The 24,253-nt window shown below is 60.7% G+C and carries 14 protein-coding genes and 1 tRNA gene; 10 read left to right on the top strand and 5 right to left on the bottom strand.

Translation table 11 applies throughout. The annotated features are described in order from the left end of the window. The first annotated feature begins 144 nt into the window (after nt 1–144). The 6 genes from SPHS8_RS06700 to SPHS8_RS06725 all read left to right on the top strand — a co-directional run bounded on the left by SPHS8_RS06700 (nt 145) and on the right by SPHS8_RS06725 (nt 13,767). The gene (locus SPHS8_RS06700) at nt 145–2,316 is read left to right on the top strand and encodes a TonB-dependent receptor domain-containing protein (protein WP_201514760.1); all 2,172 of its coding nucleotides are present in this window, start codon (nt 145–147) and stop codon (nt 2,314–2,316) included. Nucleotides 2,317–2,413: 97 nt separating this feature from the next. Beyond that, the gene (locus SPHS8_RS06705; RefSeq protein WP_201514761.1) at nt 2,414–3,529 is read left to right on the top strand and encodes a DUF47 family protein; all 1,116 of its coding nucleotides are present in this window, start codon (nt 2,414–2,416) and stop codon (nt 3,527–3,529) included. Between the two features lie 128 nt (nt 3,530–3,657). Continuing rightward, nucleotides 3,658–4,659, top strand: a complete 1,002-nt coding sequence (locus tag SPHS8_RS06710) for an inorganic phosphate transporter (protein WP_097092194.1) — start codon at nt 3,658–3,660, stop codon at nt 4,657–4,659. A gap of 308 nt (nt 4,660–4,967) precedes the next feature. Next, nucleotides 4,968–9,134, top strand: a complete 4,167-nt coding sequence (rpoB, locus tag SPHS8_RS06715) for a DNA-directed RNA polymerase subunit beta (RefSeq protein ID WP_201514762.1) — start codon at nt 4,968–4,970, stop codon at nt 9,132–9,134. 85 nt (nt 9,135–9,219) lie between these two features. Then, the gene (gene rpoC / locus SPHS8_RS06720; RefSeq protein WP_097092196.1) at nt 9,220–13,476 is read left to right on the top strand and encodes a DNA-directed RNA polymerase subunit beta'; all 4,257 of its coding nucleotides are present in this window, start codon (nt 9,220–9,222) and stop codon (nt 13,474–13,476) included. 217 nt (nt 13,477–13,693) lie between these two features. Beyond that, nucleotides 13,694–13,767: transfer RNA gene (locus SPHS8_RS06725), tRNA-Gln, on the top strand. 181 nt (nt 13,768–13,948) lie between these two features. Here SPHS8_RS06725 and SPHS8_RS06730 read toward each other — a convergent pair. Next, nucleotides 13,949–14,626, bottom strand: a complete 678-nt coding sequence (locus SPHS8_RS06730) for a TetR/AcrR family transcriptional regulator (protein ID WP_201514763.1) — start codon at nt 14,624–14,626, stop codon at nt 13,949–13,951. Between the two features lie 263 nt (nt 14,627–14,889). On the opposite strand from SPHS8_RS06730, the gene SPHS8_RS06735 reads away from it, so the two are divergent. After that, nucleotides 14,890–15,471 (top strand): nitroreductase family protein, encoded by a 582-nt coding sequence (locus SPHS8_RS06735; RefSeq protein WP_201514764.1) that lies wholly within the window; start codon nt 14,890–14,892, stop codon nt 15,469–15,471. A 137-nt stretch (nt 15,472–15,608) separates the two neighbouring features. Here SPHS8_RS06735 and SPHS8_RS06740 read toward each other — a convergent pair whose 3' ends face one another. From SPHS8_RS06740 to SPHS8_RS06750, 3 genes are all read right to left on the bottom strand, one after another. Then, nucleotides 15,609–16,013: a VOC family protein gene (locus SPHS8_RS06740; protein WP_201514765.1), complete on the bottom strand. Its 405-nt coding sequence runs from the start codon at nt 16,011–16,013 to the stop codon at nt 15,609–15,611. Nucleotides 16,014–16,063: 50 nt separating this feature from the next. After that, the gene (locus SPHS8_RS06745) at nt 16,064–18,589 is read right to left on the bottom strand and encodes a TonB-dependent receptor (RefSeq protein ID WP_201514766.1); all 2,526 of its coding nucleotides are present in this window, start codon (nt 18,587–18,589) and stop codon (nt 16,064–16,066) included. A 340-nt stretch (nt 18,590–18,929) separates the two neighbouring features. Further along, entirely contained in the window at nt 18,930–19,997 is a 1,068-nt protein-coding gene (locus SPHS8_RS06750; protein ID WP_097092880.1) for a hypothetical protein, read from the bottom strand. A gap of 268 nt (nt 19,998–20,265) precedes the next feature. Here SPHS8_RS06750 and SPHS8_RS06755 point away from each other — a divergent pair, with 268 nt between their 5' ends. Beyond that, nucleotides 20,266–21,159 carry a phytanoyl-CoA dioxygenase family protein gene (locus SPHS8_RS06755; protein WP_201514767.1) on the top strand — a complete coding sequence of 298 codons (894 nt, stop codon included), beginning with the start codon at nt 20,266–20,268 and terminating at the stop codon, nt 21,157–21,159. Between the two features lie 19 nt (nt 21,160–21,178). On the opposite strand, the gene SPHS8_RS06760 is transcribed toward SPHS8_RS06755, so the two are convergent. Beyond that, nucleotides 21,179–21,655, bottom strand: coding sequence for an Lrp/AsnC family transcriptional regulator (locus SPHS8_RS06760; protein ID WP_097092202.1), 477 nt, complete (start codon nt 21,653–21,655; stop codon nt 21,179–21,181). A gap of 118 nt (nt 21,656–21,773) precedes the next feature. Here SPHS8_RS06760 and alr point away from each other — a divergent pair, with 118 nt between their 5' ends. Both alr and SPHS8_RS06770 read left to right on the top strand, forming a co-directional pair. Continuing rightward, complete coding sequence (gene alr, locus SPHS8_RS06765) at nt 21,774–22,904, top strand: alanine racemase (RefSeq protein WP_201514768.1); 1,131 nt, start codon at nt 21,774–21,776, stop codon at nt 22,902–22,904. Further along, entirely contained in the window at nt 22,901–24,154 is a 1,254-nt protein-coding gene (locus SPHS8_RS06770; protein WP_201514769.1) for a D-amino acid dehydrogenase, read from the top strand. The genes alr and SPHS8_RS06770 overlap by 4 nt, the downstream gene beginning before the upstream one ends. Nucleotides 24,155–24,253 lie beyond the last annotated feature (99 nt).

Raw genomic sequence — 24,253 nt, forward strand, 5'->3', positions numbered from 1 at the left:
CCAGGGTCGAACAAGGCGCAAGCCGCGCCGTCAACTGCCTCTGCATCAAGACGAGCTGTTTTCCCCGGCAAACTTCCCCATTGATACGTTATAACATTTAAGCTAGGCGCGACCCGCAAACCGTTTTAATCGAGGCTTTCCTTCATGAATTCCCCCCTGCCGCTCCTGCGAGCCAGCTGCGCCCTCGCCCCGATCTGCCTTGCTTTCCCCGCCATCTCCCAAACCACATCCCTGCAACAGTCCGCCTATCACGACCAGCAGGCTGATATCGTCGTCACCGCCATCATCCCCCGGCGTCAGGGCGACATATTGTCGGGAACGTCGATCCTCTCCGGCGCGGAACTGACCCGCGACCTGCGGCCCACCATCGGCGAGACGTTGGCGCGCCAGCCCGGCGTGTCCGCGACATCCTTCGGCCCCAACGCCTCCCGCCCCGTCCTCCGCGGCTTTCAGGGCGAACGCGTGCGCATCCTGACCGACGGCATCGGCAGTTTCGACGTGTCGAACACCTCGGTCGATCACGCCGTCGCGATCAATCCGCTGACCGCCGACCGAATCGAAATCCTGCGCGGCCCTTCGGCGCTGCTCTACGGCTCGTCCGCGATTGGCGGCGTGGTCAATGTGATCGACAGCCGCATTCCCCGCCGCGTCCCCGACGAACCGGTGCATGTGGACGGCATCGCCACCTATGGCAGCGCAGCCGACGAGCGGACTGTCGCTGGCGAGATCGAAGTGCCGATCGGCGGAGGCCTGGTCGCACATGCCGATGGCAGCTACACCAAGACCGGCGACTTGCGGACCGGCGGCTATATCCTCTCCGCTCCGCTGCGCGCGATCGCCGCCGCGTCTGACGAGGAGGAAATCCGGGAGGATGGCCGGCTGCGCGGCAAGCTGCCGAATACGGCGGCGGAAACCTGGGAAGTGGCAGGCGGCATCGCCTATGTCGGGGACCGAGGCAATCTGGGCTTCTCCGTCTCCCACAGTGAAAATCGATATGGCGTCCCATCGCGTATCGACGTGACGGAGGCGCACGACCATGACCATGATCATGACCATGATCATGGCGATGAGGATGATCATGATCACGGCCATTCCCACGAGGATGTGACGCTCGCCATGCGGCAGACGCGCGCCGACCTGCGCGGCGAAGTCGCGGTGAACGGCCCCTTCCTCGACAGCATCCGCCTGCGGGCGGGCTGGGCAACCTATCGGCATGATGAAATCGAGCCGACAGGCGAAATCGGCACGACCTTCCGCAACCAATCGATGGAAAGCCGACTGGAATTCATCCAGTCCCGCCGTGGCGTCTGGGATGGTGCGACCGGCGTGCAATATTTCACCCGCCGCTTTTCAGCAGATGGCGAGGAAAAGTTCCTGCCCCGGAACCAGACAGAGCAGCTGGGCTTCTTCACGCTCCAGTCGATCGATCTGGGTGATACCCGGCTCGAGGCTGGGGCACGCTATGAAAAGACGCGCCTGCGCTCGGACCCGGACGCCGACCTGTTCATCGCAGGGCAGCGCCGCAGCTTCGACGCGGTGTCCGCATCCATCGGCGCAAGCCAGCAGGTCGTCCCCGGCTGGCGGCTAGGCCTGAACCTCGCCCGCACCGAACGCGCCCCATCCGCCGAAGAACTGTTCGCGCGGGGCAATCACGCGGGCACGCAGGCATTCGAGCTTGGCAATCCCGACTTCGGCCTGGAAAAGAGCTGGGGCGTGGAAGGATCGCTGCGCGGTCAGGGCAACGGTTACACCCTCTCCCTGTCCGCCTATCACAACTGGTTCGACGGTTATATCTATGACGCGATCGTCGAAGACAGCGTGTGCCAGGCGGCCAATGGAGGCGCAGAGCTCGAATTCCCCTGCTTCCAATATGCCCAGGCTGACGCGCGCTATTGGGGCATCGAAGTGGAGGGGTCGGTGAAGCTGGCGCAGCTGGGCCGCTATGCCCTCAACCTCGATGGCGTAGCCGATTATGTCCGTGCAACCATCACCGGATCGGGGCCTGCGCCGCGCATCCCGCCGCTCCGCCTTCTCGGCGGGCTGCAGTTGCAGGACGATCGGCTGACACTGCGCGGCGAGGTGGAGCATAGTTTCGCGCAGGATCGCATCGCCTCATCGGAAACACGCACAGGCGGTTTCACGCTGGTCAACGCATCACTGTCATTCAAGCCGTTCAGCGGCAACGACCGCACCAGCATCACGGTTAGCGCCAACAATATCTTCGATGTGGAAGCGCGGCGCCATGCCAGCGTGCTCAAGGACTTCGCGCCGCTCGCCGGGCGAGACATCCGCGTGACGGCGCGCCTGGCCATCTGACCAACCTGGTTGATTGCGCAATGTGACGATTTCGTTACAAGGCGCGCATGAACCGGGAGCGGCCAGAAGCGCGGCGGGCGTTGGGAGGGGGTGACTGATGCGTCAGATCGCCGCCCTTCCCTACGCCACCGCCGATGACGGCTCCATGCGCATCCTGCTGATCACGTCGCGCGAAACCCGCCGGTGGGTGATCCCCAAGGGCAATCGTATCAAGGGCATGGCCTCGCACCGGGCCGCGGAGCTCGAAGCCTATGAAGAGGCGGGCATCCACGGCATCGCCTGCCCCGCCCCCCTGGGCCGCTACCGCTATGACAAACGCCGCCGCAAAGGTGGCTCGCGCGAAGCCACGGTGGAGGTTTTTCCGCTTGCGGTGACGGGCCAGTTGTCGCAATGGCCCGAACAGGGGCAGAGGGAACTGCGCTGGTTTCCGGTCGCCGAGGCCGCGAAGGCAGTCGACGAACCTGATCTTCAAACCATTATCGCGGCCTTTCGCGAACCGCCGCGTGATCCCGGCTTGTTCATCCGAATGCTGCTGCGGGTCAAGGAATGGCAAAGCGAAAGGACTGGAATGCTGCGGTGGTTTCACGCGCTGATGCCCAAGCAGGGGCGCTTCTTCGAACAGTTCGAAGATCATGCGGCAACCCTGGTTGCGGGGGCTGACGCGCTCGCCAAGCTGCTGAAGGGCGGGCCGGACATGGACGCGCATATTCAGGAGATTTCGGCGCGGGAACATGAAGCGGACGATATCATCCGCGAGGTCTTGCAGGACGTCCGCCGCATCTTCGTCACCCCGTTCGACCGCAGCGCCATAACTGGCCTGATCGGCGTGATGGACGACGCCATCGACCAGATGAACCAGACCGCCAAGGCGATCGCCCTGTTCGAGGTCAAGGATTTCGCTCCGCAGATGCAGGATATGAGCGCGCTGATCGTCGAATGCGCCCGCATCACCGCCGAAGCAATGCCACTGTTGCGCTCGCTCAGCCTCAACTCAGTGCGGCTCCACGATCTGACGGAGCGGCTGGTGAAGCTGGAAGGCCATGCCGACATATTGCACGAAGCGGGACTGAAGGCGCTCTACAATCAAGCGCGCCAAGGCAATCCCATGGACTTTGTCGTCGGCAATGAAATCTACGCCCATCTGGAAAAGGTGACTGATCGGTTTGAGGATGTCGCCAATGAAATCTCCGGCCTTGTGATCGATCACGCCTGACGCCTCTCGCTTCCTCCGCTTGAGCAGAGCCCGGAAAAAGGGCAGCACGCATATGCCGTTTCTCGATCACGCTCGAAGCGAACCGAAGTAGGACGCCTCCATCCATGCAGGACAAAGCATAACCCGCCATGGAAGCCCATCTCGCCTTTCCGCTGCTTGTCGCCCTTATCGGGGTGGCGCTTGCATTCGACTTCCTGAACGGCCTGCATGACGCGGCGAACTCGATCGCCACGATCGTATCGACGCGCGTGTTGAAGCCTCAATATGCCGTGGCCTGGGCGGCCTTTTTCAATTTCATCGCCTTCCTTTTCTTCGGCCTTCATGTCGCGGAGACGGTCGGCAAGGGCATTGTCGATGCGAGCATCATCGATCCGCAGGTGATCTTCGGGGCTTTGATGGGCGCGATCGCGTGGAACCTCATCACCTGGGGGCTGGGCATCCCCTCCTCCAGCAGCCACGCCCTGATCGGAGGCCTGCTGGGCGCGGGCACGGCCAAAGCGGGTTTGAGCGCAGTGGTCTGGAGCGGCGTGTTCAAGACCAGCGCCGCTATTGTGATGTCTCCCGCCATCGGCCTGCTGCTCGCGCTGCTACTGGTGCTGATCGTCAGTTGGATCTTCCGCCGCTTCACTCCGCAGGGCGCGGACCGCGTCTTCCGCAAGCTGCAACTCGTCTCCGCCTCGCTCTACTCGCTCGGCCATGGCGGCAACGACGCGCAAAAGACGATGGGGATCATCGCTGTCCTTCTTTATTCGCAGGGCATGCTTGAAGGCGGCTTCCACGTTCCTTTCTGGGTCGTGATTTCCTGTCAGGCCGCGATGGGCATCGGCACACTGCTGGGCGGATGGAAAATCGTGCACACCATGGGATCGAAGATCACGCGCCTCACTCCCGCCCAGGGCTTCTGCGCGGAAACCGGCGGCGCGATCACGCTGTTCATGGCGACGCATCTTGGCGTCCCGGTATCGACGACCCACACCATCACTGGTGCGATCGTCGGCGTTGGCGCTTCCCGCCGCCTGTCCGCAGTCCGCTGGAACGTCGCCTCAAGCATTGTCATCGCCTGGGTGGTGACTCTCCCGGCGGCGGCGCTGATCGGTGCGGGTTTTTACGAACTGACCAGGCTGTTCTGACGTTCGCCCCTTCACAAGCGGCCGCCTTGTCTCTATATGGCGTTTTGAAAATCCGGTCCTTGCAAGCTTTCCGGCAAGCGTGGACCGTCCCCTGGATCGCCCGGGGACCGGCTTCGAATAGCGCGCGAAACCGGCGGGATTGGGCGACATTAGTGGGTCACAAGGTGCTGACAGTGCGGATCGGACAGTCCCGGCCCGCACTTTTTTGCGTGGCGGCATAGGCGCGAATCAGCGCTTGGGCCCGTCTCGTCAGGCTGAATTTTCGCTGTGATGCGAATAAATGCGACGAACTACAGGCAGGAAACGCAATGGCGACCAAAGCTCTCCCCCCGATCAGCAATACCGGCGCGAAGAAGCGCATCAGAAAGGTATTCGGCGACATTCACGAAGTGGTGCAGATGCCGAACCTGATCGAGGTCCAGCGGGAGAGCTATGAACAGTTCCTCCGCTCCGATCCGAAGACCGGCTATGTCTCGGGCCTGGAAAAGACCCTGCGCTCGGTCTTTCCGATCCGCGATTTCGCGGGCACGGCCGAAATGGACTTCGTTCATTATGAACTGGAAGATCCGAAGTACGACGTCGAAGAATGCCGTCAGCGCGGCATCACCTACGCCGCCCCGATGCGCGTTACGCTGCGCCTGATCGTGTTCGAGGTCGACCAGGACACCGAAACCCGCTCCGTGCTCGATATCAAGGAGCAGGACGTCTACATGGGCGACATGCCGCTCATGACGCAGAACGGCACCTTTATCGTCAATGGTACAGAGCGCGTCATTGTGTCGCAGATGCACCGCTCGCCGGGCGTCCTGTTCGACCATGACCGTGGCAAGACCCACTCGTCGGGCAAATATCTGTTCGCTGCTCGCGTGATTCCGTATCGCGGTTCGTGGCTCGACTTCGAATTCGACGCCAAGGACATCGTCAACGTCCGTATCGACCGCAAGCGCAAACTGCCGGTTACGGCGCTGCTCTATGCGCTCGGCCTCAATGCCGAGGACATTCTCGGCTATTTCTACAACAAGGTGACCTTCCTGCGCGGCGAAGGCGGCTGGCAGATCCCCTATACCGCCGAAGCATGGCGCGGTCAGAAGCCGGCGTTCGACATTGTCGATGCAAAGTCGGGCGAAGTCGTGTTCGCCGCCGGTCACAAGATTTCCCCCCGCGCCGCCAACAAGGCGGAAAAGGACGGGCTCGAAACGCTGCTGATCCCGACCGAGGAAGTCTATGGCCGCTACAGCGCCTACGACCTCATTAACGAAAGCACTGGCGAAATCTACATCGAGGCTGGCGACGAAGTATCACCGGAAAATCTCGAAAAGCTCGACAAGGCGGGCATCGACCGCCTTGAACTGCTCGACATTGATCATGTCACCACCGGTCCCTGGATCCGCAACACGCTGAAAGCCGACAAGGCTGAAGAGCGCGACCAGGCGCTGTCCGATATCTATCGCGTCATGCGCCCCGGCGAACCGCCGACGAAGGAAACTGCCGAAGCCCTCTTCGCTGGCCTCTTCTTCGATCCCGAGCGCTATGACCTGTCGGCCGTGGGCCGCGTGAAGCTGAACATGCGCCTCGACCTCGATGCCGAGGACACCGTCACCACGCTCCGCACCGAGGACATTCTCGCCGTGGTAAAGGAACTGGTGAACCTGAAGGACGGCAAGGGCGAGATCGACGATATCGACAATCTCGGCAATCGCCGCGTCCGTTCGGTGGGCGAGTTGCTGGAAAACCAGTATCGCGTCGGCCTTCTCCGCATGGAGCGCGCCGTCAAGGAACGCATGTCGAGCGTCGATGTATCGACCGTGATGCCGAACGATCTCATCAACGCAAAGCCCGCCGTGGCTGCGGTGCGTGAATTCTTCGGCTCCTCGCAGCTCTCGCAATTCATGGACCAGACCAATCCGCTTTCGGAAGTCACCCACAAGCGCCGCGTGTCGGCACTTGGACCGGGCGGTCTGACGCGTGAGCGCGCAGGCTTCGAAGTCCGCGACGTTCACCCGACCCATTATGGCCGTATCTGCCCGATCGAAACGCCTGAAGGCCCGAACATCGGTCTGATCAACTCGCTGGCCACATTCAGCCGTGTCAACAAGTATGGCTTCATCGAAACGCCTTACCGCAAGGTGATCGACGGCAAGGTGACCAATGAGGTCGTCTATCTGTCGGCGATGGAAGAAGCCAAGCACACGATCGCACAGGCGAACGCTGAGCTGAACGCCGATGGCACGCTGGCCGAAGACCTGATCTCGGCGCGTGAAGCGGGCGAATTCCTGATGGCGCCCAAGGACCACATCACCCTGATGGACGTCAGCCCCAAGCAGCTGGTGTCGGTCGCGGCCTCGCTCATCCCGTTCCTGGAAAACGATGACGCCAACCGCGCGCTCATGGGATCGAACATGCAGCGTCAGGCCGTGCCGCTCGTCAATGCCGAGGCGCCGTTCGTCGGCACCGGCATGGAAGGTACGGTTGCGCGTGACTCCGGCGCAGCCATCGCGGCCAAACGTCCCGGCATCGTTGACCAGGTCGACGCGACCCGTATCGTTATCCGCGCGACCGGCGATATCGAACCCGGCCAGTCGGGCGTCGACATCTACACGCTCCAGAAGTTCCAGCGTTCGAACCAGGACACCTGCATCAACCAGCGTCCGCTGGTGAAGGTGGGCGACCTGATCGAGGGCGGCGACGTGATCGCCGACGGCCCGTCGACCGAGTTCGGCGAACTGGCGCTGGGCCGGAACACGCTGGTCGCGTTCATGCCTTGGAACGGCTACAACTACGAAGACTCCATCCTGATCTCCGAGCGGATCGTGAAGGATGACGTCTTCACCTCGATCCATATCGAGGAGTTCGAGGTCATGGCCCGCGATACCAAGCTCGGGCCGGAAGACATCACCCGCGACATTCCGAACGTCGGTGAAGAAGCGCTGCGCAACCTCGACGAAGCGGGCATCGTCTACATCGGCGCCGAAGTGGAGCCGGGCGACATTCTGGTCGGCAAGATCACCCCCAAGGGTGAATCGCCGATGACCCCGGAAGAAAAGCTGCTCCGTGCGATCTTCGGTGAAAAGGCGAGCGATGTGCGCGACACCTCGCTGCGTCTACCGCCGGGCGTTGCGGGTACGGTCGTGGAAGTCCGCGTCTTCAACCGCCACGGCATCGACAAGGACGAGCGCGCCATGGCGATCGAGCGGGAGGAAATCGACCGCCTCGCCAAGGACCGGGAAGACGAACGCGCTATCCTCAACCGCGCGACCTTCAACCGCCTCCAGGAAATGCTGCTTGGCCAGACCGCCACGGCTGCTCCCAAAGGCGTCAAGAAGGGCGTCGAGATCGACGAGGCTCTGCTGGGTGAAGTCGAGCGTCATGAATGGTGGAAGTTCGCGGTTGCGGACGACGCCCGCCAGGCCGGCATCGAAGCCGTCAAGGCGCAGTATGACGAAGCGGTGAAGCTGATCGTCGAGAAGTTCGAGGATCGCGTCGACAAGCTGCAGCGCGGCGACGAACTGCCCCCGGGCGTGCTGAAGATGGTCAAGGTCTTCGTCGCGGTGAAGCGCAAGCTGCAGCCGGGCGACAAGATGGCCGGCCGTCACGGCAACAAGGGTGTCATCTCTCGCATCCTGCCCATCGAGGACATGCCGTTCCTTGAGGACGGCACCCATGTCGACATCGTGCTCAACCCGCTGGGCGTGCCATCGCGCATGAACGTCGGGCAGATCTTCGAAACGCACCTCGGCTGGGCCGCGCGCGGCCTTGGCCAGCAGCTCAAGCATGCGCTGGAGGAATGGCGTGACGCCAATCCCAATGCGCAGGGCGGCGAGATGCCGGACGCGGTGAAGACCCGTCTGCTCGAAACCTACGGGCCGCAATATGCCGACCAGATCGAAGGCCGCACGGCCGAGCAGATCGTTGACTTGGCTCAACATCTTACACGCGGCGTGCCGATGGCGACCCCGGTGTTCGACGGTGCCCGCGAAGCCGACGTTTCGGCGATGCTGGAGCTGGCGGGCCTGCACTCGTCGGGTCAGTCGGACCTGTACGACGGCCGGACTGGCGATCGGTTCGACCGAAAGGTGACCGTCGGCATCATCTACATGCTGAAGCTGCACCACCTGGTCGACGACAAGATCCACGCACGTTCCATCGGCCCCTACTCGCTTGTTACCCAGCAGCCGCTGGGCGGTAAGGCGCAGTTTGGTGGCCAGCGCTTCGGTGAAATGGAGGTGTGGGCGCTCCAGGCCTATGGTGCCGCCTACACGCTGCAGGAAATGCTGACGGTGAAGTCCGACGACGTGGTCGGCCGTACCAAGGTCTATGAAGCGATCGTCAAGGGTGACGACACTTTCGAGGCCGGTATTCCCGAAAGCTTCAACGTGCTGGTCAAGGAAATGCGCTCGCTGGGCCTCAACGTCGAACTCGCGTCGATGGACGAGATCGAGGAAGACGGCGACGGCTTCGCGCAGGCGGCGGAATAAGGGAACCTCGGAGCGCTGTCTCCCGAAGGCAGCGCTCTCTCCCCTCTCCTCGCTCCGAAAATTTACCCTCTAGAGGGAATGAGAAATGAACGAACTGACGAACTTCGCGAACCCGGTCCAGAAGCCGGAAACCTTCGACCAGATCCAGATCGGCCTCGCCTCTCCCGAGCGCATCCGCAGCTGGTCGTTCGGCGAGATCAAGAAGCCGGAAACCATCAACTATCGTACGTTCAAGCCCGAGCGTGACGGCCTGTTCTGCGCGCGCATCTTTGGTCCGATCAAGGACTATGAGTGCCTGTGCGGCAAGTATAAGCGCATGAAGTACAAGGGCATCGTCTGCGAAAAGTGCGGTGTCGAAGTTACGGTGTCGAAGGTCCGCCGCGAGCGGATGGGCCATATCGAACTGGCAGCGCCCGTTGCGCACATCTGGTTCCTGAAGTCGCTGCCCTCGCGCATCGGCCTGCTCCTCGACATGCAGCTCAAGCAGCTTGAGCGCGTGCTGTATTTCGAAAGCTACATCGTCACCGAGCCGGGCCTGACCCCGCTCGAAAAGTTCCAGCTTCTGACTGAAGACGAACTGCTCGACGCGCAGGACGAATATGGCGAAGACGCCTTCTCCGCCGGGATTGGCGCCGAGGCCGTCAAGCAGATGCTGATGGACCTCGACCTTGAAGGTGAAAAGGTCGCGCTGCTGGACGAACTGGCGACCACCAAATCGGAACTGAAGCCAAAGAAGATCATCAAGCGCCTGAAGGTGGTTGAGAGCTTCCTGGAATCGGGCAACCGCCCCGAATGGATGATCCTGGACGTCGTTCCGGTCATCCCGCCGGAACTGCGTCCGCTGGTGCCGCTGGACGGCGGCCGCTTCGCCACGTCGGACCTCAACGACCTCTATCGCCGCGTCATCAACCGTAACAACCGGTTGAAGCGCCTGATGGAACTGCGCGCGCCGGACATCATCGTCCGCAACGAAAAGCGCATGTTGCAGGAGGCCGTCGACGCCCTGTTCGACAATGGCCGCCGCGGCCGTGTCATCACCGGCGCCAACAAGCGTCCGCTCAAGTCGCTGTCTGACATGCTCAAGGGTAAGCAGGGCCGCTTCCGTCAGAACCTGCTCGGCAAGCGCGTCGACTATTCGGGCCGTTCGGTGATCGTGACCGGTCCGGAACTCAAGCTGCACCAGTGCGGCTTGCCCAAGAAGATGGCGCTCGAACTGTTCAAGCCCTTCATCTACGCCCGCCTCGACGCCAAGGGTCTGTCCATGACCCTGAAGCAGGCCAAGAAGTGGGTCGAGAAGGAGCGCAAGGAAGTCTGGGACATTCTCGACGAAGTCATTCGCGAACACCCGGTCATGCTGAACCGCGCGCCGACGCTTCACCGCCTCGGCATCCAGGCGTTCGAACCCGTGCTGATCGAAGGCAAGGCGATCCAGCTGCACCCGCTCGTCTGCTCGGCCTTCAACGCCGACTTCGACGGTGACCAGATGGCCGTCCACGTGCCTCTCTCGCTGGAAGCCCAGCTCGAAGCGCGCGTGCTGATGATGTCGACCAACAACATCCTCTCGCCCGCGAACGGCAAGCCGATCATCGTTCCTTCGCAGGACATGGTTCTGGGTATCTATTACCTGTCCATGGAGCGCGAAGGCGAGCCGGGCGAAGGCATGCTGCTGGCCGACATGCAGGAGGTCCACCAGGCTCTCTATGCCAAGGCCGTGACGCTTCACTCGAAGATCATCAGCCGCGTGCCGCAGACAGACGAAGCCGGTCAGCAGTATATGAAGCGCTTCGAGACGACCCCGGGCCGCATGCTGCTCGGCGAATGTCTGCCCAAGTCGCACAAGGTGCCGTTCGACGTGGTCAACCGCCTTCTCACCAAGAAGGAAATCGGTGACGTCATCGACCAGGTCTATCGTCACACCGGTCAGAAGGACACGGTGCTGTTCGCCGACGCCATCATGGCGCTGGGCTTCCGCCACGCGTTCCAGGCCGGTATCTCGTTCGGCAAGGACGACATGGTGATCCCGGATTCGAAGACCGCGATGGTCGACGAAACCAAGGCGCTGGTGGCCGACTATGAGCAGCAATATCAGGACGGCCTGATCACCCAGCAGGAAAAGTACAACAAGGTGATCGACGCCTGGAGCCGTTGCGGCGACCAGGTCGCGAACGCCATGATGGACGAAATCCGCGCCCAGCCCAAGGACCCGCAGACCGGTCGCATGGCCCAGATCAACTCGATCTACATGATGGCGCACTCCGGTGCCCGTGGTTCGCAGGCCCAGATGAAGCAGCTTGCCGGTATGCGCGGCCTGATGGCCAAGCCGAGCGGCGAGATCATCGAAACGCCGATCATCTCGAACTTCAAGGAAGGTCTGACCGTCCTTGAGTACTTCAACTCAACCCACGGCGCGCGTAAGGGTCTGGCCGACACCGCGCTCAAGACGGCGAACTCGGGTTACCTGACCCGCCGTCTGGTCGATGTGTCGCAGGATTGCACGGTCGTCGAAGAGGATTGCGGCACCGAAAAGGCGCTGGAGATGAAGGCCATCGTTCAGGGTGGTTCGGTCATCGCCTCGCTTGGCGAGCGTATCCTGGGCCGCACCACGGCGCAGGACATCGTCGACAGCAAGGACGGTTCGGTCATCGTTCCGATCGGCACGCTGCTCGACGAAGCGCTGGTGGCGCAGATCGAGGCGATCGGCACGCAGGCCGTGAAGATCCGCTCACCCCTCATCTGCGAAAGCAAAATGGGTGTCTGCGGCAAGTGCTACGGCCGTGACCTCGCCCGTGGTACGCCGGTGAATATCGGTGAAGCGGTCGGCGTCATCGCGGCACAGTCCATCGGTGAACCGGGTACGCAGCTCACCATGCGTACCTTCCACATCGGCGGCGCGGCGAACTTCAACGAAACGTCGAACCTGGAAGCCCTGTCGGACGGCACGATCGAGCTGCGCGACATGCCAACCATCACCGACAAGAATGGCCGCCGCCTCAGCCTCGCCCGCAACGGCGAAATCGCGATCATCGACTCCGAAGGCCGCGAGCGCGAAACGCACCGCCTGCCTTACGGCGCCACCATCCTGTTCGCAGATGGCGATGCCGTGAAGAAGGGCGACCGCTTCGCTGAGTGGGATCCGTTCACCATGCCGGTGATCACGGAAAAGCCGGGCATCGTGAAGTATCAGGACCTGATCGACGGCAAGACGCTGACCGAGCAGACCGACGAAGCCACGGGCATCGCCCAGCGCGTCGTCACGGAGCATCGCGGTTCCGCCCGTACGAAGGAGGATCTGCGTCCCCGCCTCACCCTGCTCGACGATCAGTCGGGCGAAGCTGCCCGCTACATGCTGGCGGTGGGTGCGACCCTGTCGGTCGATGATGGTGCGCAGGTGCAGGCTGGTGACGTGCTGGCGCGTGTTTCTCGCGAAGCCGCGAAGACCCGCGACATCACCGGCGGTCTGCCGCGCGTCGCCGAACTGTTCGAAGCCCGCAAGCCCAAGGACAATGCGATCATTGCCAAGGTGTCGGGCCGCGTCCAGTTCCTCAAGGATTACAAGGCGAAGCGCAAGATCGCCATCAATCCCGAGGATGGCGGCGAGCCGGTCGAATATCTGATCCCCAAGAGCAAGGTGATCGACGTTCAGGAAGGCGACTTCGTGAAGCGCGGCGATAACCTGATCGGTGGTTCACCCGACCCGCATGACATCCTGGAAGTGCTCGGCATCGAGCCGCTGGCCGAATATCTGGTCGCGGAAATCCAGGAAGTTTATCGCTTGCAGGGCGTGAAGATCAACGACAAGCACATCGAAACGATCGTTCGTCAGATGCTGCAAAAAGTCGAGATCACCGTGTCCGGCGACACCACTTTGCTGGTGGGCGAGCAGGTCGATCGCGAGGAAATGGACGAGATCAACGCGAAGCTTCCGGCCGGCTACCAGCCTGCCGAAGGCAAGCCGGTACTGCTCGGCATCACCAAGGCCTCGCTGCAGACGCGTTCCTTCATCTCGGCGGCCTCCTTCCAGGAAACCACCCGCGTCCTCACGGAAGCGGCGGTTCAGGGCAAGAAGGACACGCTGGTTGGCCTTAAGGAAAACGTCATTGTCGGCCGCCTCATCCCGGCGGGCACCGGCGCTGGCATGAACCGCATGCGCGTTGCCGCCTCGTCGCGTGACGCGGCGATGCGGGCTGCTCTGCGGGCGTCGAGCCAGGTTGACCTGATCGCGCCCAAAACGGCCGCTGAAGAGCATGCCGCCGAACTGGCGCAGGGTCCGGAAGCCGCGATCGGAGACGATCCGCTGGCAGCTGTTCAGGGTGAAGACTTCACCACGCAGGACCTCGACTGACCTTTTGAAATGAGGAGAGCCGCTTCCTACATTGGAAGCGGCTCCCAAGCCCATCTACCCCACAAGGGATGATGAAAAGAGCCCGCCGGACGTGACAGCACGTCCGGCGGGCTTTTTCATGGCCGAAGTGCGCGGCATTTTTCCGGCGCAAGCCCCTTGACCAGCCGATCCAACCAGCCTATTTGCGCGCTTCCAATGCGGGCGACCCCCGCCTTGGTGCCCGATCCTCTAATGGTAAGAGAGCGGACTCTGACTCCGTCAATCAAGGTTCGAATCCTTGTCGGGCATCCACTAAACAAGATGCTGCCAGTTTCTTGCATTGGCCTATCGGAACGCTAACACTCCGGCAAACGTAGGGCACGGCGCGCTCCCCTGAGCTCAAGGTCACAGCACTCCTCCAGCGCTGTCAGCTTCGCAAGCTGGCTGCCATGACTGTATCCTTTAAAGCCAGGCGTAGCGGGACGCTAGATGATCATGCTGCGGGACGGAGCCCATTCACCTCTTCAGGGGTGATCGTCTTGGCGAGATGGATAAGGGATTTGACTGTAAAGGCCTTGAGCTGCGGCATCATGGCCTCCCACGGTCTGCCATAGCCTGCCAATATCGTTGATCCTTCGATCGACGTGTTGATAAACAGGGCCACGACGCTCACCTCCGCAGGCGACAGCGCGGGGTTCAGTTCGGCGATATAGGACGCCGTGAGGTCGTGCATATATTGATAGACCATCTCGATCCGTTCAGCCACGAACTGATTATGGTTCGCCATCGCCCACAATTCCGTAAACAGATGGGTCATCTTCTTGGTCTTGGTTTCATCGAGAGTGCCGCCGATGACGAGAGCCAGCGCTTCTTCAGCGGGTATGCCGCGGCTGGTAAGGCTGCTCCTCGCCTCCCCCACCGTCGGGGTGAGCAATTCTTCCAGCAACACCTGGACCAGCATTTCCTTGCGGGGAAAGTGCCGGCTGACATTTCCAACCTTCATGCCGCATTGAGCCGCGATGCGGCGGAGCGTGAAGGCTGATGCACCCTCTTCAACCAGGACCTGCAGCGCGGCCTTCAATATCGCGTCAACCGTGTCGGAGCCGCGCGAATATACGCCGGGACGCGGAGGAGCAACGAGCTTCGCCTTTTTCACCTTTTGATCAGTCATACCCCTCCCGTAGCGCTGATTTTGAATGATGAAAAGTTCAGGCAACATATCATCGGATCATGAAATGTTGACATCGTCCAATTTGCACTTGCCTAAGGTTGGAGGCAAAGGCTCAGATCACAACTCGCCCCCTGACGCCCAGCTTGGCTCGTACGAGATCAAAGCTTTACGAAGTTGACATACGACAACAATTAGTCAAGCCTTTTGGCGGCGGGACGGGAAGCCCGTCTGTGCACAAACTCTAGCAAAGGAACAAAAAAGACATGACGACCAATCGGCAGACTGACACGGCTTTGGACCCGATGTTCCTGCACCGCTGGTCACCGCGCGCTTTCGATGGCTCTGTCATGTCTGCCGAAGATTTGCGCACGATCCTGGATGCCGGACGCTGGGCTCCTTCCTCCTTCAACTATCAGCCTTGGCGCTTTCTTTACGCGACGCGCGACGACGCGGCGAATTGGGATCGTTTCCTTGATCTTCTCATCCCTTTCAACGCGGTTTGGGCCAAGGACGCATCCGCGCTGCTGTTCATCCTGAGCGAGACGACGATGGGAGCGCCCGACAAGCCTAGCCACTCGCATAGCTTCGATGCGGGCGCCGCCTGGGCGGCCATAGCACTGCAGGCGCATCTGCTCGGCTATCATGCCCACGGGATGGTCGGGATAGACATGGAAAAGACGCGGACTGAACTCGCCATCCCCGATGGCTTCCGCATTGAAGCAGCGGTGGCGATCGGGCGGATGGGCGATCCTGCAAATCTCCCTGAAAAACTTCAGGCGCGCGAACAGCCAAGCGACCGCAAACCCCTGGAAGAGCTGGCCTATCCCGGGAATTTCCGGAACTGATCCAGACTGAGGCGCCTGTCAGTTATCGAAGACGGCGCTCTGGGGAGGCGCAATGCACCTCCCCTTTCGCTTGGCTCAGAAACCCTCAGGCGCTGGAACTGACTGGACGGCCGTTCCACGCATGACGGCCAGGCGGCTCACATAAGCTGGACCACCTCGATCAGATTGCCTTCGACGTCCTTGACGAAGGCAACATGGACACCATGTTCAGGATCAGCTTGAACGGCCATCACCACAACGCCACCCGCAGCGACAGCATCTTCCACGAAGCGATGGATGTCATCCGCGATGAACCCCAGGATAAGTGACTCTGTGGGCGTTTTATCCACATCAAGGAACTTGGTCAGCGTGAAGTTCCCAGTCCCCGGCGGATTTGACTTGAAGTACAATTCCCGGATGGGACGGCCCGCAATATCTGCATCGGCCTGCGCCTCCTCCACCAACCCGCAGACCGCCCCGTAAAATGCCCCGACCTTGTCAAGGTCCTGCACGATAAGCTTAGTGAAGCCCAAGGGAATTACCTTATTCACATCATCCGACATATTTAACACTTTCCGGTTTCAACTTAGACATTCCCTCGGGCAACTTAACATTACCTCCCGAATGAATAGCGTAGACGAACCCCGTACATTCTGGGTTCTCCATATAGAGTCGCGGTGAACAGCTGACTATTGTAGGTATTGCTATTGCTCACCCGATACAGCTTGTTCGTCAGGTTGGTGGCGTAGAAGCCCACGTCCATACGGCTGCCCGCAACATTCCGCCAGTCGAGCGACAGGTTCAGCGTTCCGAAGGGTTCAAGCCGCTCACCCGGCTGATTTCCAGGAATGCTGGTCCCCGCCGTATGCTGCGCCGAGGTGTGCGAATAGTTGACGAACATCGCCAAGGTGCCGAGATCATTACCAAGGGGCTGCTCCGCCGATACATGGAAGCTGTAGATGTACGGCGACACATATTGGAACGGAATGCAGGCAAGGTTCACAGTCGCCGGATCGCTGATGACATTGCCGGTGCAGTCCTGGGTCGGGCTGCTCGGCACAAACTCATATTTTCTATACTTCGCATCGGTGTAGCTGAACGTACCGCCGATCTCGACACCAGGGATCGGTCGCAGCGATGCTTCCGCTTCCACGCCCTGAATACGTGCATCGGCCGACAGGACCCTGGCGCCAGATGCGAAGGTGTCGGGATTGAAGTCGCCTGTAGCGCGCTGAATACCCTTGTAGGTCAGATAATAATAGGTGCCGTTGAGGCGAAGCGGCATACCTGCCAATCGCACATCCGACTTGAACCCGGCTTCGTAGGAGGTGACAAACTCCGGTGGAAATGTCCGGGTACTCGTGAATACGGCGTTTGCGTTTATTCCCCCGGCCTTGTAGCCGCGGCTGATCTTCCCGTAAGCCAGCAGCTCGGGTGAGAATCTGTAGTCTACACCGATATTCCAAGTTGGCTCTTTGGTTTTCAGATTTGCTTCAAATTGGCAGCCAGTAGCTTCTGTCGCTATCGAATTGTCGCTGAAACAGAAGAATGCCCCTGGGGCGAGTACCTGATACAGGGCAGCCGAGCCACGAACCCTATCCCAAGTATATCGAACGCCGCCTGTGACCTTGAGGTTCTGCAGTGCAGGCGAAACCAACCCTAGATCCAGTGTCGACTGCGCGTATAGCGCTTTCGAAGTGTTGGTGATCGCGTATCTGATATCATACACACCGCAAACCAATGGATTGCCGGTGAACAAGGCTGGACAGAAGCCCGTCGCCCCCGCTCCCTGAGCCCCGGCTGGACGCTGATCATAATAGAACGCGCCTGCGGTAAAGGTGAGTTGCTTGTCGAACAAGTCGCCCTGGAGCTGCAGTTCCTCGGTGAACACCTTGATATCGTCGCGCGGCAGCCGCGTGGGCGAGGCGTTTTCATAAACCACCGGGGTGCCGTCACCAGGAAGCGTCACAACGCCAGGAGCCGGATAACTCCTCGGGTCACCATCATCGAACTGGAAGATGGTGCCGTCACTATCGACGGCATATGTCGTCTTGAAACGTTGATAGCTGATGATGTTACGCAGCGTCAGTTCTTCATTCAGATTGAGCGTCGAAGTATTGGTGACACCCCAGGTTTTTGTCCTTTGGAACGAATTGGTGCCATGCGCCGTCTGCCTTGGACCACGCGCGGCTGCTTCGGCGCTAGCCGCTCTGTACACGTCGCACGATGCACTGAAGCCAGGGATTGTAGGCCCTTCGACGCAGAAAGGAAGGCCGACCAGACTCGTGGCCGCGAGTCCCGGAACGTTGAGATAGGTGTTGACCGTACCAGTGCCATGCGTCCGGGAATTCGCCCCGTAGGCCATGGTGTAGTTTTCGAAATTCTCGGTCGGCCGCAGCGTCAATCCAACGCGGCCGGAATACCAATGCAAGTTGTCACGATCGGTGTTCCAGACCACATCCCGCGTGTAGCCATCTCGATCCTGATAGGCTCCGGCGACCCGTAGCAGGACTTTGTCATCCACGATCGGGATGTTGATCGCGCCTTCCAGCTCCTTGTTGTCATAGTTACCGAACTTGCCTTGGACATAGCCTTCAAAGTCGTTCGTCGGCTTCTTCGGTACGAGCAGGACCGCGCCGCCAGTCGTATTACGTCCGAATAATGTCCCTTGCGGCCCGTTTAGGACCTGGACATTTTCCAGATCTACGAAATTACCGGCACCGCCCTGTTGAGGGATGGAAATCGGCGCAGGCAGCGGCACTTCGTTCAAATAGACAACCACGCCCGGAGACGCCTGGAAAGTCGCACCCTGCCCCCGGATCGTAAAGCTTTGCGCTTCACGTGACGGATTGCCATTGTTGCCGACGACAAGCGAGGGGACGGTCGCCTGCAAATTCTGCGGCTGCGTAATGCCCTGCTGCTGAAGGCGCTCTGGCGAAAATGCCGTAATCGCGATGGGCACGTCCTGTGCACGCTCGTCGCGGCGTTGCGCGGTGACCACGATATCGGGCGAAGACTCCAGGTTCTCGTTCGAACCTGCGGACGATTGGGCCTGCGCATGCGCGGCTCCGGCGACCCACAACGCCGTCACCCCGGCTCCGCACAGAAGCTTCAAGCTGTTTTTCACTGTTCGCATCATTGCTACTCCCCATATGTAGCAATGCCCCCTCCATATGGGACATCGCGGCCCCCGGCAAAGTTGCCGGTTCCGATCGGCGACTGGGCATTTATATTCGTTCAGTCAGAAACTTAACCGACTGCGCACCGCTACATTCGCCACCTTCAATAGTTGACGTATTTCAACCGTTGTCAAGCTGAATTTATTTGCGCAGCTCGTTGTTCTACAAGTCTCCGCCGGTCCGGAAATGCTGTAATATTATTATCGTCGCCGACTCACATTTTCGGACAGACCAAAACGCAAATGGCGGGCCGTAAGGGCCCGCCATTCACTCGATCTTGCAATGTACCGTTTGCCGTAATCAGGCGGCGAGCGGCGCTTCGTCCATGTCGGCCGGAATGTTCGTCGGGCCATTCACAGCGAAAACCTGGGAAAGCATGCCGATAAAGGCGCGATCGGTCAGCGGATCAGTCGGCGTTTCGAACTGAGCGCCGCGCTTGCGGGCTTCGTCCATCAGCATGTTCAAAGCCTTGTCATGCGTGATGTCGTCAGTGTGATCGAACGTCCGCTTCAGGTCGGCCATATCCATGAACACCCTCGCACCCCAGTGGACGAGCAGGCGCACTTCGTCTGCCGGCAACTGCTGATTGACCACGCCGTTGGTCTCGATCCGCCAGCCGCCTTCGACCGTCGGATCAGGTGCCATCACGCTGCTGATATCGAGGCCTTCGGAACGACGCATCGCAAGCGGACCGGTCGCCTGAGCATGATGGAACATCATCTCGTTTTCGGCAACGACAGCGCGGCCCCACATAGGCGCGGTGATCTGCTTGGGTTCGCCGCGCGGACCGTCCGGCCAATAGTTGAAACCGCCACCGATATTGCCCTTATAATACCAGCCGGTAACCTGCATCTTCTTGCTGCGCCAGTGTTCGAACAGGCGAGACTTCGCCATCGTCAGGAGAAGCCAAATCGGCGTATTTTCCATGGTCATGCCGCGGAACACCGTGCCGTCCAGATGCGGCGGTCCACCGATGATGGTCGGCCCCTGAATGTTGATCAGGAACGTCTCCGGCTCCGCATATTGGGCGCCCCAATAGTTGCGCGCCATTTCGAGGAACTTGGAATTATAATAGCAGTCGTTCAGTTCAGGATAGAAGCAGACACCCTGCCGGGCGATATACCCTCGAAACGTCCCGCTACCCTGCAGGATCATGTCCCAGGTAAGGGTCATGCCTTCAGGAATGGTGCCGCCGACCGCAGCAATGACTTCTTCCGGCGACTTGAAGTTCTCGGCGAGAATAAGCGGCCAGGGGCCATTCTCCCGCACGACCTTGAATATCCGCTGACGCTGATCTTCCGTATACGCGTTTTCGATCACATAAGGCGGCGCAAACGGGCGAAACTGGTCGGCAATGTCGGTGGTCATCAGGCACTCCATTGATTAAGCACGTTTCGCTCAAATCGTCCGCGCAAAGCGGCTCGGCCCGTCGCGATTCGAGCGGATGCGGACGGAATTTTGGACCATAAGTTGACGGTCGTCAACTGTAGCCAAAATGGGAGAATTTTCATGGTTTCGGCCTTGTTCCGAGTGAACGGAACTCTCGCAAAATCGTTGACGATGGTCAACTTTAATCCCACCGTGGTCGGATGAGGATGGCCGAGCGCCACTAGCAATCGGAGCGAAGACAAGAGCTATGGGGCTGCAGATATTGGATCCTGACTGCACCGTGGAGGAGATCGTCGCCGCCATGGACCGTGACGGCGCGTGCATCATAAGGGACATATTGTCGCCGGGCCGACTGAAAACTCTTCAGGAGGATGTCGCGCCATGGATCGCTCAGACCCCGGACGGGCTGGATGATTGGTCCGGTCGTAAGACCAAGCGCACTGGCGGATTGATCGCCCGATGCGCGAGCGTGCGCGAGATCGCGGTCGAACCGCTGATCCTGAGCACGGCAAATGCGACGCTTGGGCGTTTCTGCTCGAAGATTCAACTCAACATCACGCAACTGATCACCATCATGCCCGGTCAAGGCGTGCAGCCGCTGCATCGCGACAGGTTCGTATGGGGCGGCGACGATAGCGGCGGCGTCATTCCCGAAGGCATTGAGCCTCAGTGCAACGGCATCTGGGCCGTGGAAGATTTCACGGAGGATAATGGCGCGACGCATATCGTGCCAGGCAGCCATAAATGGCCGTTCAACCGCCAGGCGCGCAGGGACGAAAGCATTCAGGCCGTCATGAAAGCTGGCTCCGTCCTGCTCTACAATGGCAGCGTCATTCACGGCGGCGGGGAAAATCGGAGCGACAAGCCCCGCAAGGCCCTCAACGTCACATATACTCTGGGCTGGTTGCGGCAGGAGGAAAATCAATATCTGTCCTGCCCGCCCGAGATCGCGCGGAATTTCGACCAGGAGTTGACCGACCTGATCGGCTACAGTTTCGGCAACTATTCGCTGGGCTTCTACACCGATCCGCTGAAAGCACCCGAGCGTAGCGACATCGTACCGCCTGAGGCGGCGCTTGGCCGCTTCCCTCGAGAAATTCCCAAGATGGCGACAACGGACGCCGTGGCGGAGCCAAGCTGATCAACTCCTGAAGCCGTTTTCAACGGCTCCGGGGTCCGGTGGAACGCGGGCTGAGGGCGTCGCGCATCGCCACGCTCGAGTTGATCCGAGCGACGCCAGGCATACGCGACAAAACCTCGCTGTGAATGATCTCATAAGCGGCCACACTTTCCGTTTCGACACGCAACCAATAATCGGTGCCGCCCGTCATCAGGAAACACTCGCGGATTTCCGGACATTGCCGCACAGCATGTTCGAAGCGCGCGAGATAATCCTCCGTCTGCCTGTCCAACGTCACTTGAACCAATATGTTCACGCTGGTCTCACCGACCCGCAAAGGGCTGGTCAGCACTGTATAGCCGCGGATGACGCCTGCATCTTCCAGCAATTTGATCCTGCGGTGGCAACTTGATGGCGACAGGCCCACCTCTTCGGCGATCTCGGAATTCGGCCGCCTCGCGTTCAGCCTCAGCAAACGCAGGATCGCACGGTCAATCTGATCCAAGCCAATGGCCATTCTATTCAAAAACCTCGAACATCCTTCCGCAATCCGCACCATCTTAGAACAAATCACGACAATTTGGTGAAAAAAGCTGCGTCGCCCCGGTTAGAAAAACAGATGAAGGGGTATCGGCATGACACCGGTGGATTGCGCAGGCGCACTGTTAAGCATCGATTTGAACACGCTGGTGGAAAATTACCGGCTGATCGCCCGTCAGGTTGCGCCTGCCGAGGTCGCCGGAGTGGTCAAGGCCGATGCCTATGGCACCGGCGCTTCCGCCGTGGCAGCCGCCCTGCTGGAAGCTGGCTGCCGCCGCTTCTTCGTGGCGCAGCTGGAAGAAGCCATCGCGCTCAAGCCGGAACTGCCCGACTCCATCCAGCTCTTTGTCCTGAACGGCCTTCAACCGGGGGCGGAGCGGCACTGCCGGGATGCGGGCGCCATCCCGGTTCTCAATTCGCTCGACCAGATCAGGCGCTGGTCCCAGCTGGCGCAGGCTTCGGGCCGCACCCTGCCCGCCGCGCTTCAGGTGGACAGCGGCATGGCGCGGCTCGGCCTATCGCCGGACGAGGTCCGGGCACTCCTAGCCGACCGGTCGCTTTTGGACGGCATCGAACTGGTGCTCATCCTAAGCCACCTCGCCTGCGCCGATGATCCTTCGTCCGCGTTCAATGACAAGCAGGTTGCTGCCTTCAACGATTTTACGCGCCATTTCCCTGGCGTCTCGCGCTCTCTCGATAACAGCGGCGGCAGTTTCCTCAACCACCCGCATTATGAGGTCGTGCGCGCCGGGATCGCCCTTTATGGCGGCGCGCCGCAGGACAGCGCCAACCCCATGCATCCCGTCGTCTCGCTTGAGGCGCGGATTGCGCAGCTCCGCACGGTCGGTCCTGGCACGGGCGTTGGATATGGCCTCAGCCACCTGGCGGAGGAGACCTCTCACATCGCGACGATCCCGGTCGGCTACGCGGACGGATGGCCGCGGCACCTCAGCAATCGCGGCTCCGCTTTCATCGGCGGCATCCGGGTGCCGATCGTTGGCCGGGTGTCGATGGACAGCATGACCCTCGACGTGACGCATGTCCCCGACATGCTGCTCTATCCCGGCGCGCCTGTCGAACTGCTCGGCCCGCATCAGTCGATCGACGATGTCGCGGCTGATGCGGGGACCATTTCCTACGAAATCCTCACCCAGCTCGGCCACCGGTATCGTCGTGAGTACCGCCTTGCCGAGCCTGCAGAGCAAAAGCGGAGTATGACAGCATGAAGGTCGCGATTCTCGGCAGCGGGGTCATCGGCGTGACGTCGGCCTGGTATCTGGCAAAGGCTGGGCATGAGGTGGTTGTGATCGATCGCCAGTCGGGCCCGGCCCTGGAAACCAGCTTCGCGAACGCGGGAGAGATTTCCCCGGGTTATGCCTCGCCCTGGGCAGCGCCAGGCATTCCGATGAAGGCGATGCGCTGGCTGTTCATGCAGCATGCGCCGCTCATCCTCCGCCCCACCTTCGACGCTGCCATGTTGCGCTGGATCGTGGCCATGCTCGGCAATTGCACGGAAAAGGCCTATGCGGTGAACAAGAGCCGCATGGTTCGCCTGGCCGAGTTCAGCCGCGATCAGCTTATCGCGCTGCGACAGGAAACCGGCATCTCCTATGACGAGCGCAGCCAGGGCACGCTCCAGCTGTTCCGCGAGCAGAAGCAGCTCGACGGCATCGGCAAGGACGTCGCCGTGCTGCAGGCTGACGGCGTGCCGTTCGAGATACTCGACAAGGCCGGTTGTATTGCCGCCGAGCCGGGCCTCGCCAACAGCCAGTCGCCGATCGTCGGCGGCCTGCGCCTGCCCAATGACGAGACCGGGGATTGCTTCAAATTCACCAACGCGCTCGCCGATATGGCGAAGGCCGCCGGTGTCACCTTCCTCCACGATCATAAGATCAAACGCCTCGTCCAGGGCAAGGGCAGCATCGATCATGTCGAGACGGACAAGGGGCCGGTCGACGCAGACGCCTTCATCATTGCCCTCGGCAGCTATTCGCCCCTGCTGGTGGCGCCGCTGGGGATCAAGCTGCCCGTCTACCCGGTAAAGGGCTATTCGATCACCGTTCCCATCACCGCAGCAGAGCGCGCCCCTGTGTCCACGCTGCTTGATGAAAGCTTCAAGGTTGCGATCACCTGCCTGGGCGACCGCATCCGCGTCGGAGGCATGGCGGAACTCTCGGGCTTCTCGACCAACCTGCCTGGCAAACGGCGCGACACGCTGGAATATTCGGTAGGCTCGCTGTTCCCCGCGGCCGGAGACCTTGGCAAGGCGAGCTTCTGGTCCGGCCTGCGCCCCATGACGCCAGACAGCACGCCTGTCATCGGCTCTACGCACATCCCAAACCTCTACCTCAACACAGGTCATGGCACGCTTGGCTGGACCATGGCCTGTGGCTCGGGCCATGTGATCGCCGACATCGTCTCCAACCGGAAACCGGCGATTGAAACGGGCGATCTATCGATTGCGCGCTATCGTTAAACAGGACTGCCGTTAGCCGACATTGATCCGGCGGGCGGTTCGTCAGCCGACACGGCACCATTTGCCATGTCGGTCGTTCGACTGCGATGGCGACCATTT

The organism is Sphingobium sp. S6 (assembly GCF_905120495.1).
Taxonomy (GTDB): Bacteria; Pseudomonadota; Alphaproteobacteria; order Sphingomonadales; family Sphingomonadaceae; genus Sphingobium; species Sphingobium agri.

Bases quoted from the DNA above. Each gene is read 5' to 3' on its own strand.
- SPHS8_RS06735 (WP_201514764.1), top strand. From the start codon at position 14,890: ATGACGACCAATCGGCAGACTGACACGGCTTTGGACCCGATGTTCCTG.
- SPHS8_RS06730 (WP_201514763.1), bottom strand. From the start codon at position 14,626: ATGACTGATCAAAAGGTGAAAAAGGCGAAGCTCGTTGCTCCTCCGCGT.
- rpoC (WP_097092196.1), top strand. From the start codon at position 9,220: ATGAACGAACTGACGAACTTCGCGAACCCGGTCCAGAAGCCGGAAACC.
- SPHS8_RS06770 (WP_201514769.1), top strand. From the start codon at position 22,901: ATGAAGGTCGCGATTCTCGGCAGCGGGGTCATCGGCGTGACGTCGGCC.
- rpoB (WP_201514762.1), top strand. From the start codon at position 4,968: ATGGCGACCAAAGCTCTCCCCCCGATCAGCAATACCGGCGCGAAGAAG.
- SPHS8_RS06760 (WP_097092202.1), bottom strand. From the start codon at position 21,655: ATGGCCATTGGCTTGGATCAGATTGACCGTGCGATCCTGCGTTTGCTG.
- SPHS8_RS06700 (WP_201514760.1), top strand. From the start codon at position 145: ATGAATTCCCCCCTGCCGCTCCTGCGAGCCAGCTGCGCCCTCGCCCCG.
- SPHS8_RS06755 (WP_201514767.1), top strand. From the start codon at position 20,266: ATGGGGCTGCAGATATTGGATCCTGACTGCACCGTGGAGGAGATCGTC.
- SPHS8_RS06710 (WP_097092194.1), top strand. From the start codon at position 3,658: ATGGAAGCCCATCTCGCCTTTCCGCTGCTTGTCGCCCTTATCGGGGTG.
- SPHS8_RS06750 (WP_097092880.1), bottom strand. From the start codon at position 19,997: ATGACCACCGACATTGCCGACCAGTTTCGCCCGTTTGCGCCGCCTTAT.
- SPHS8_RS06745 (WP_201514766.1), bottom strand. From the start codon at position 18,589: ATGATGCGAACAGTGAAAAACAGCTTGAAGCTTCTGTGCGGAGCCGGG.
- alr (WP_201514768.1), top strand. From the start codon at position 21,774: ATGACACCGGTGGATTGCGCAGGCGCACTGTTAAGCATCGATTTGAAC.
- SPHS8_RS06705 (WP_201514761.1), top strand. From the start codon at position 2,414: ATGCGTCAGATCGCCGCCCTTCCCTACGCCACCGCCGATGACGGCTCC.
- SPHS8_RS06740 (WP_201514765.1), bottom strand. From the start codon at position 16,013: ATGTCGGATGATGTGAATAAGGTAATTCCCTTGGGCTTCACTAAGCTT.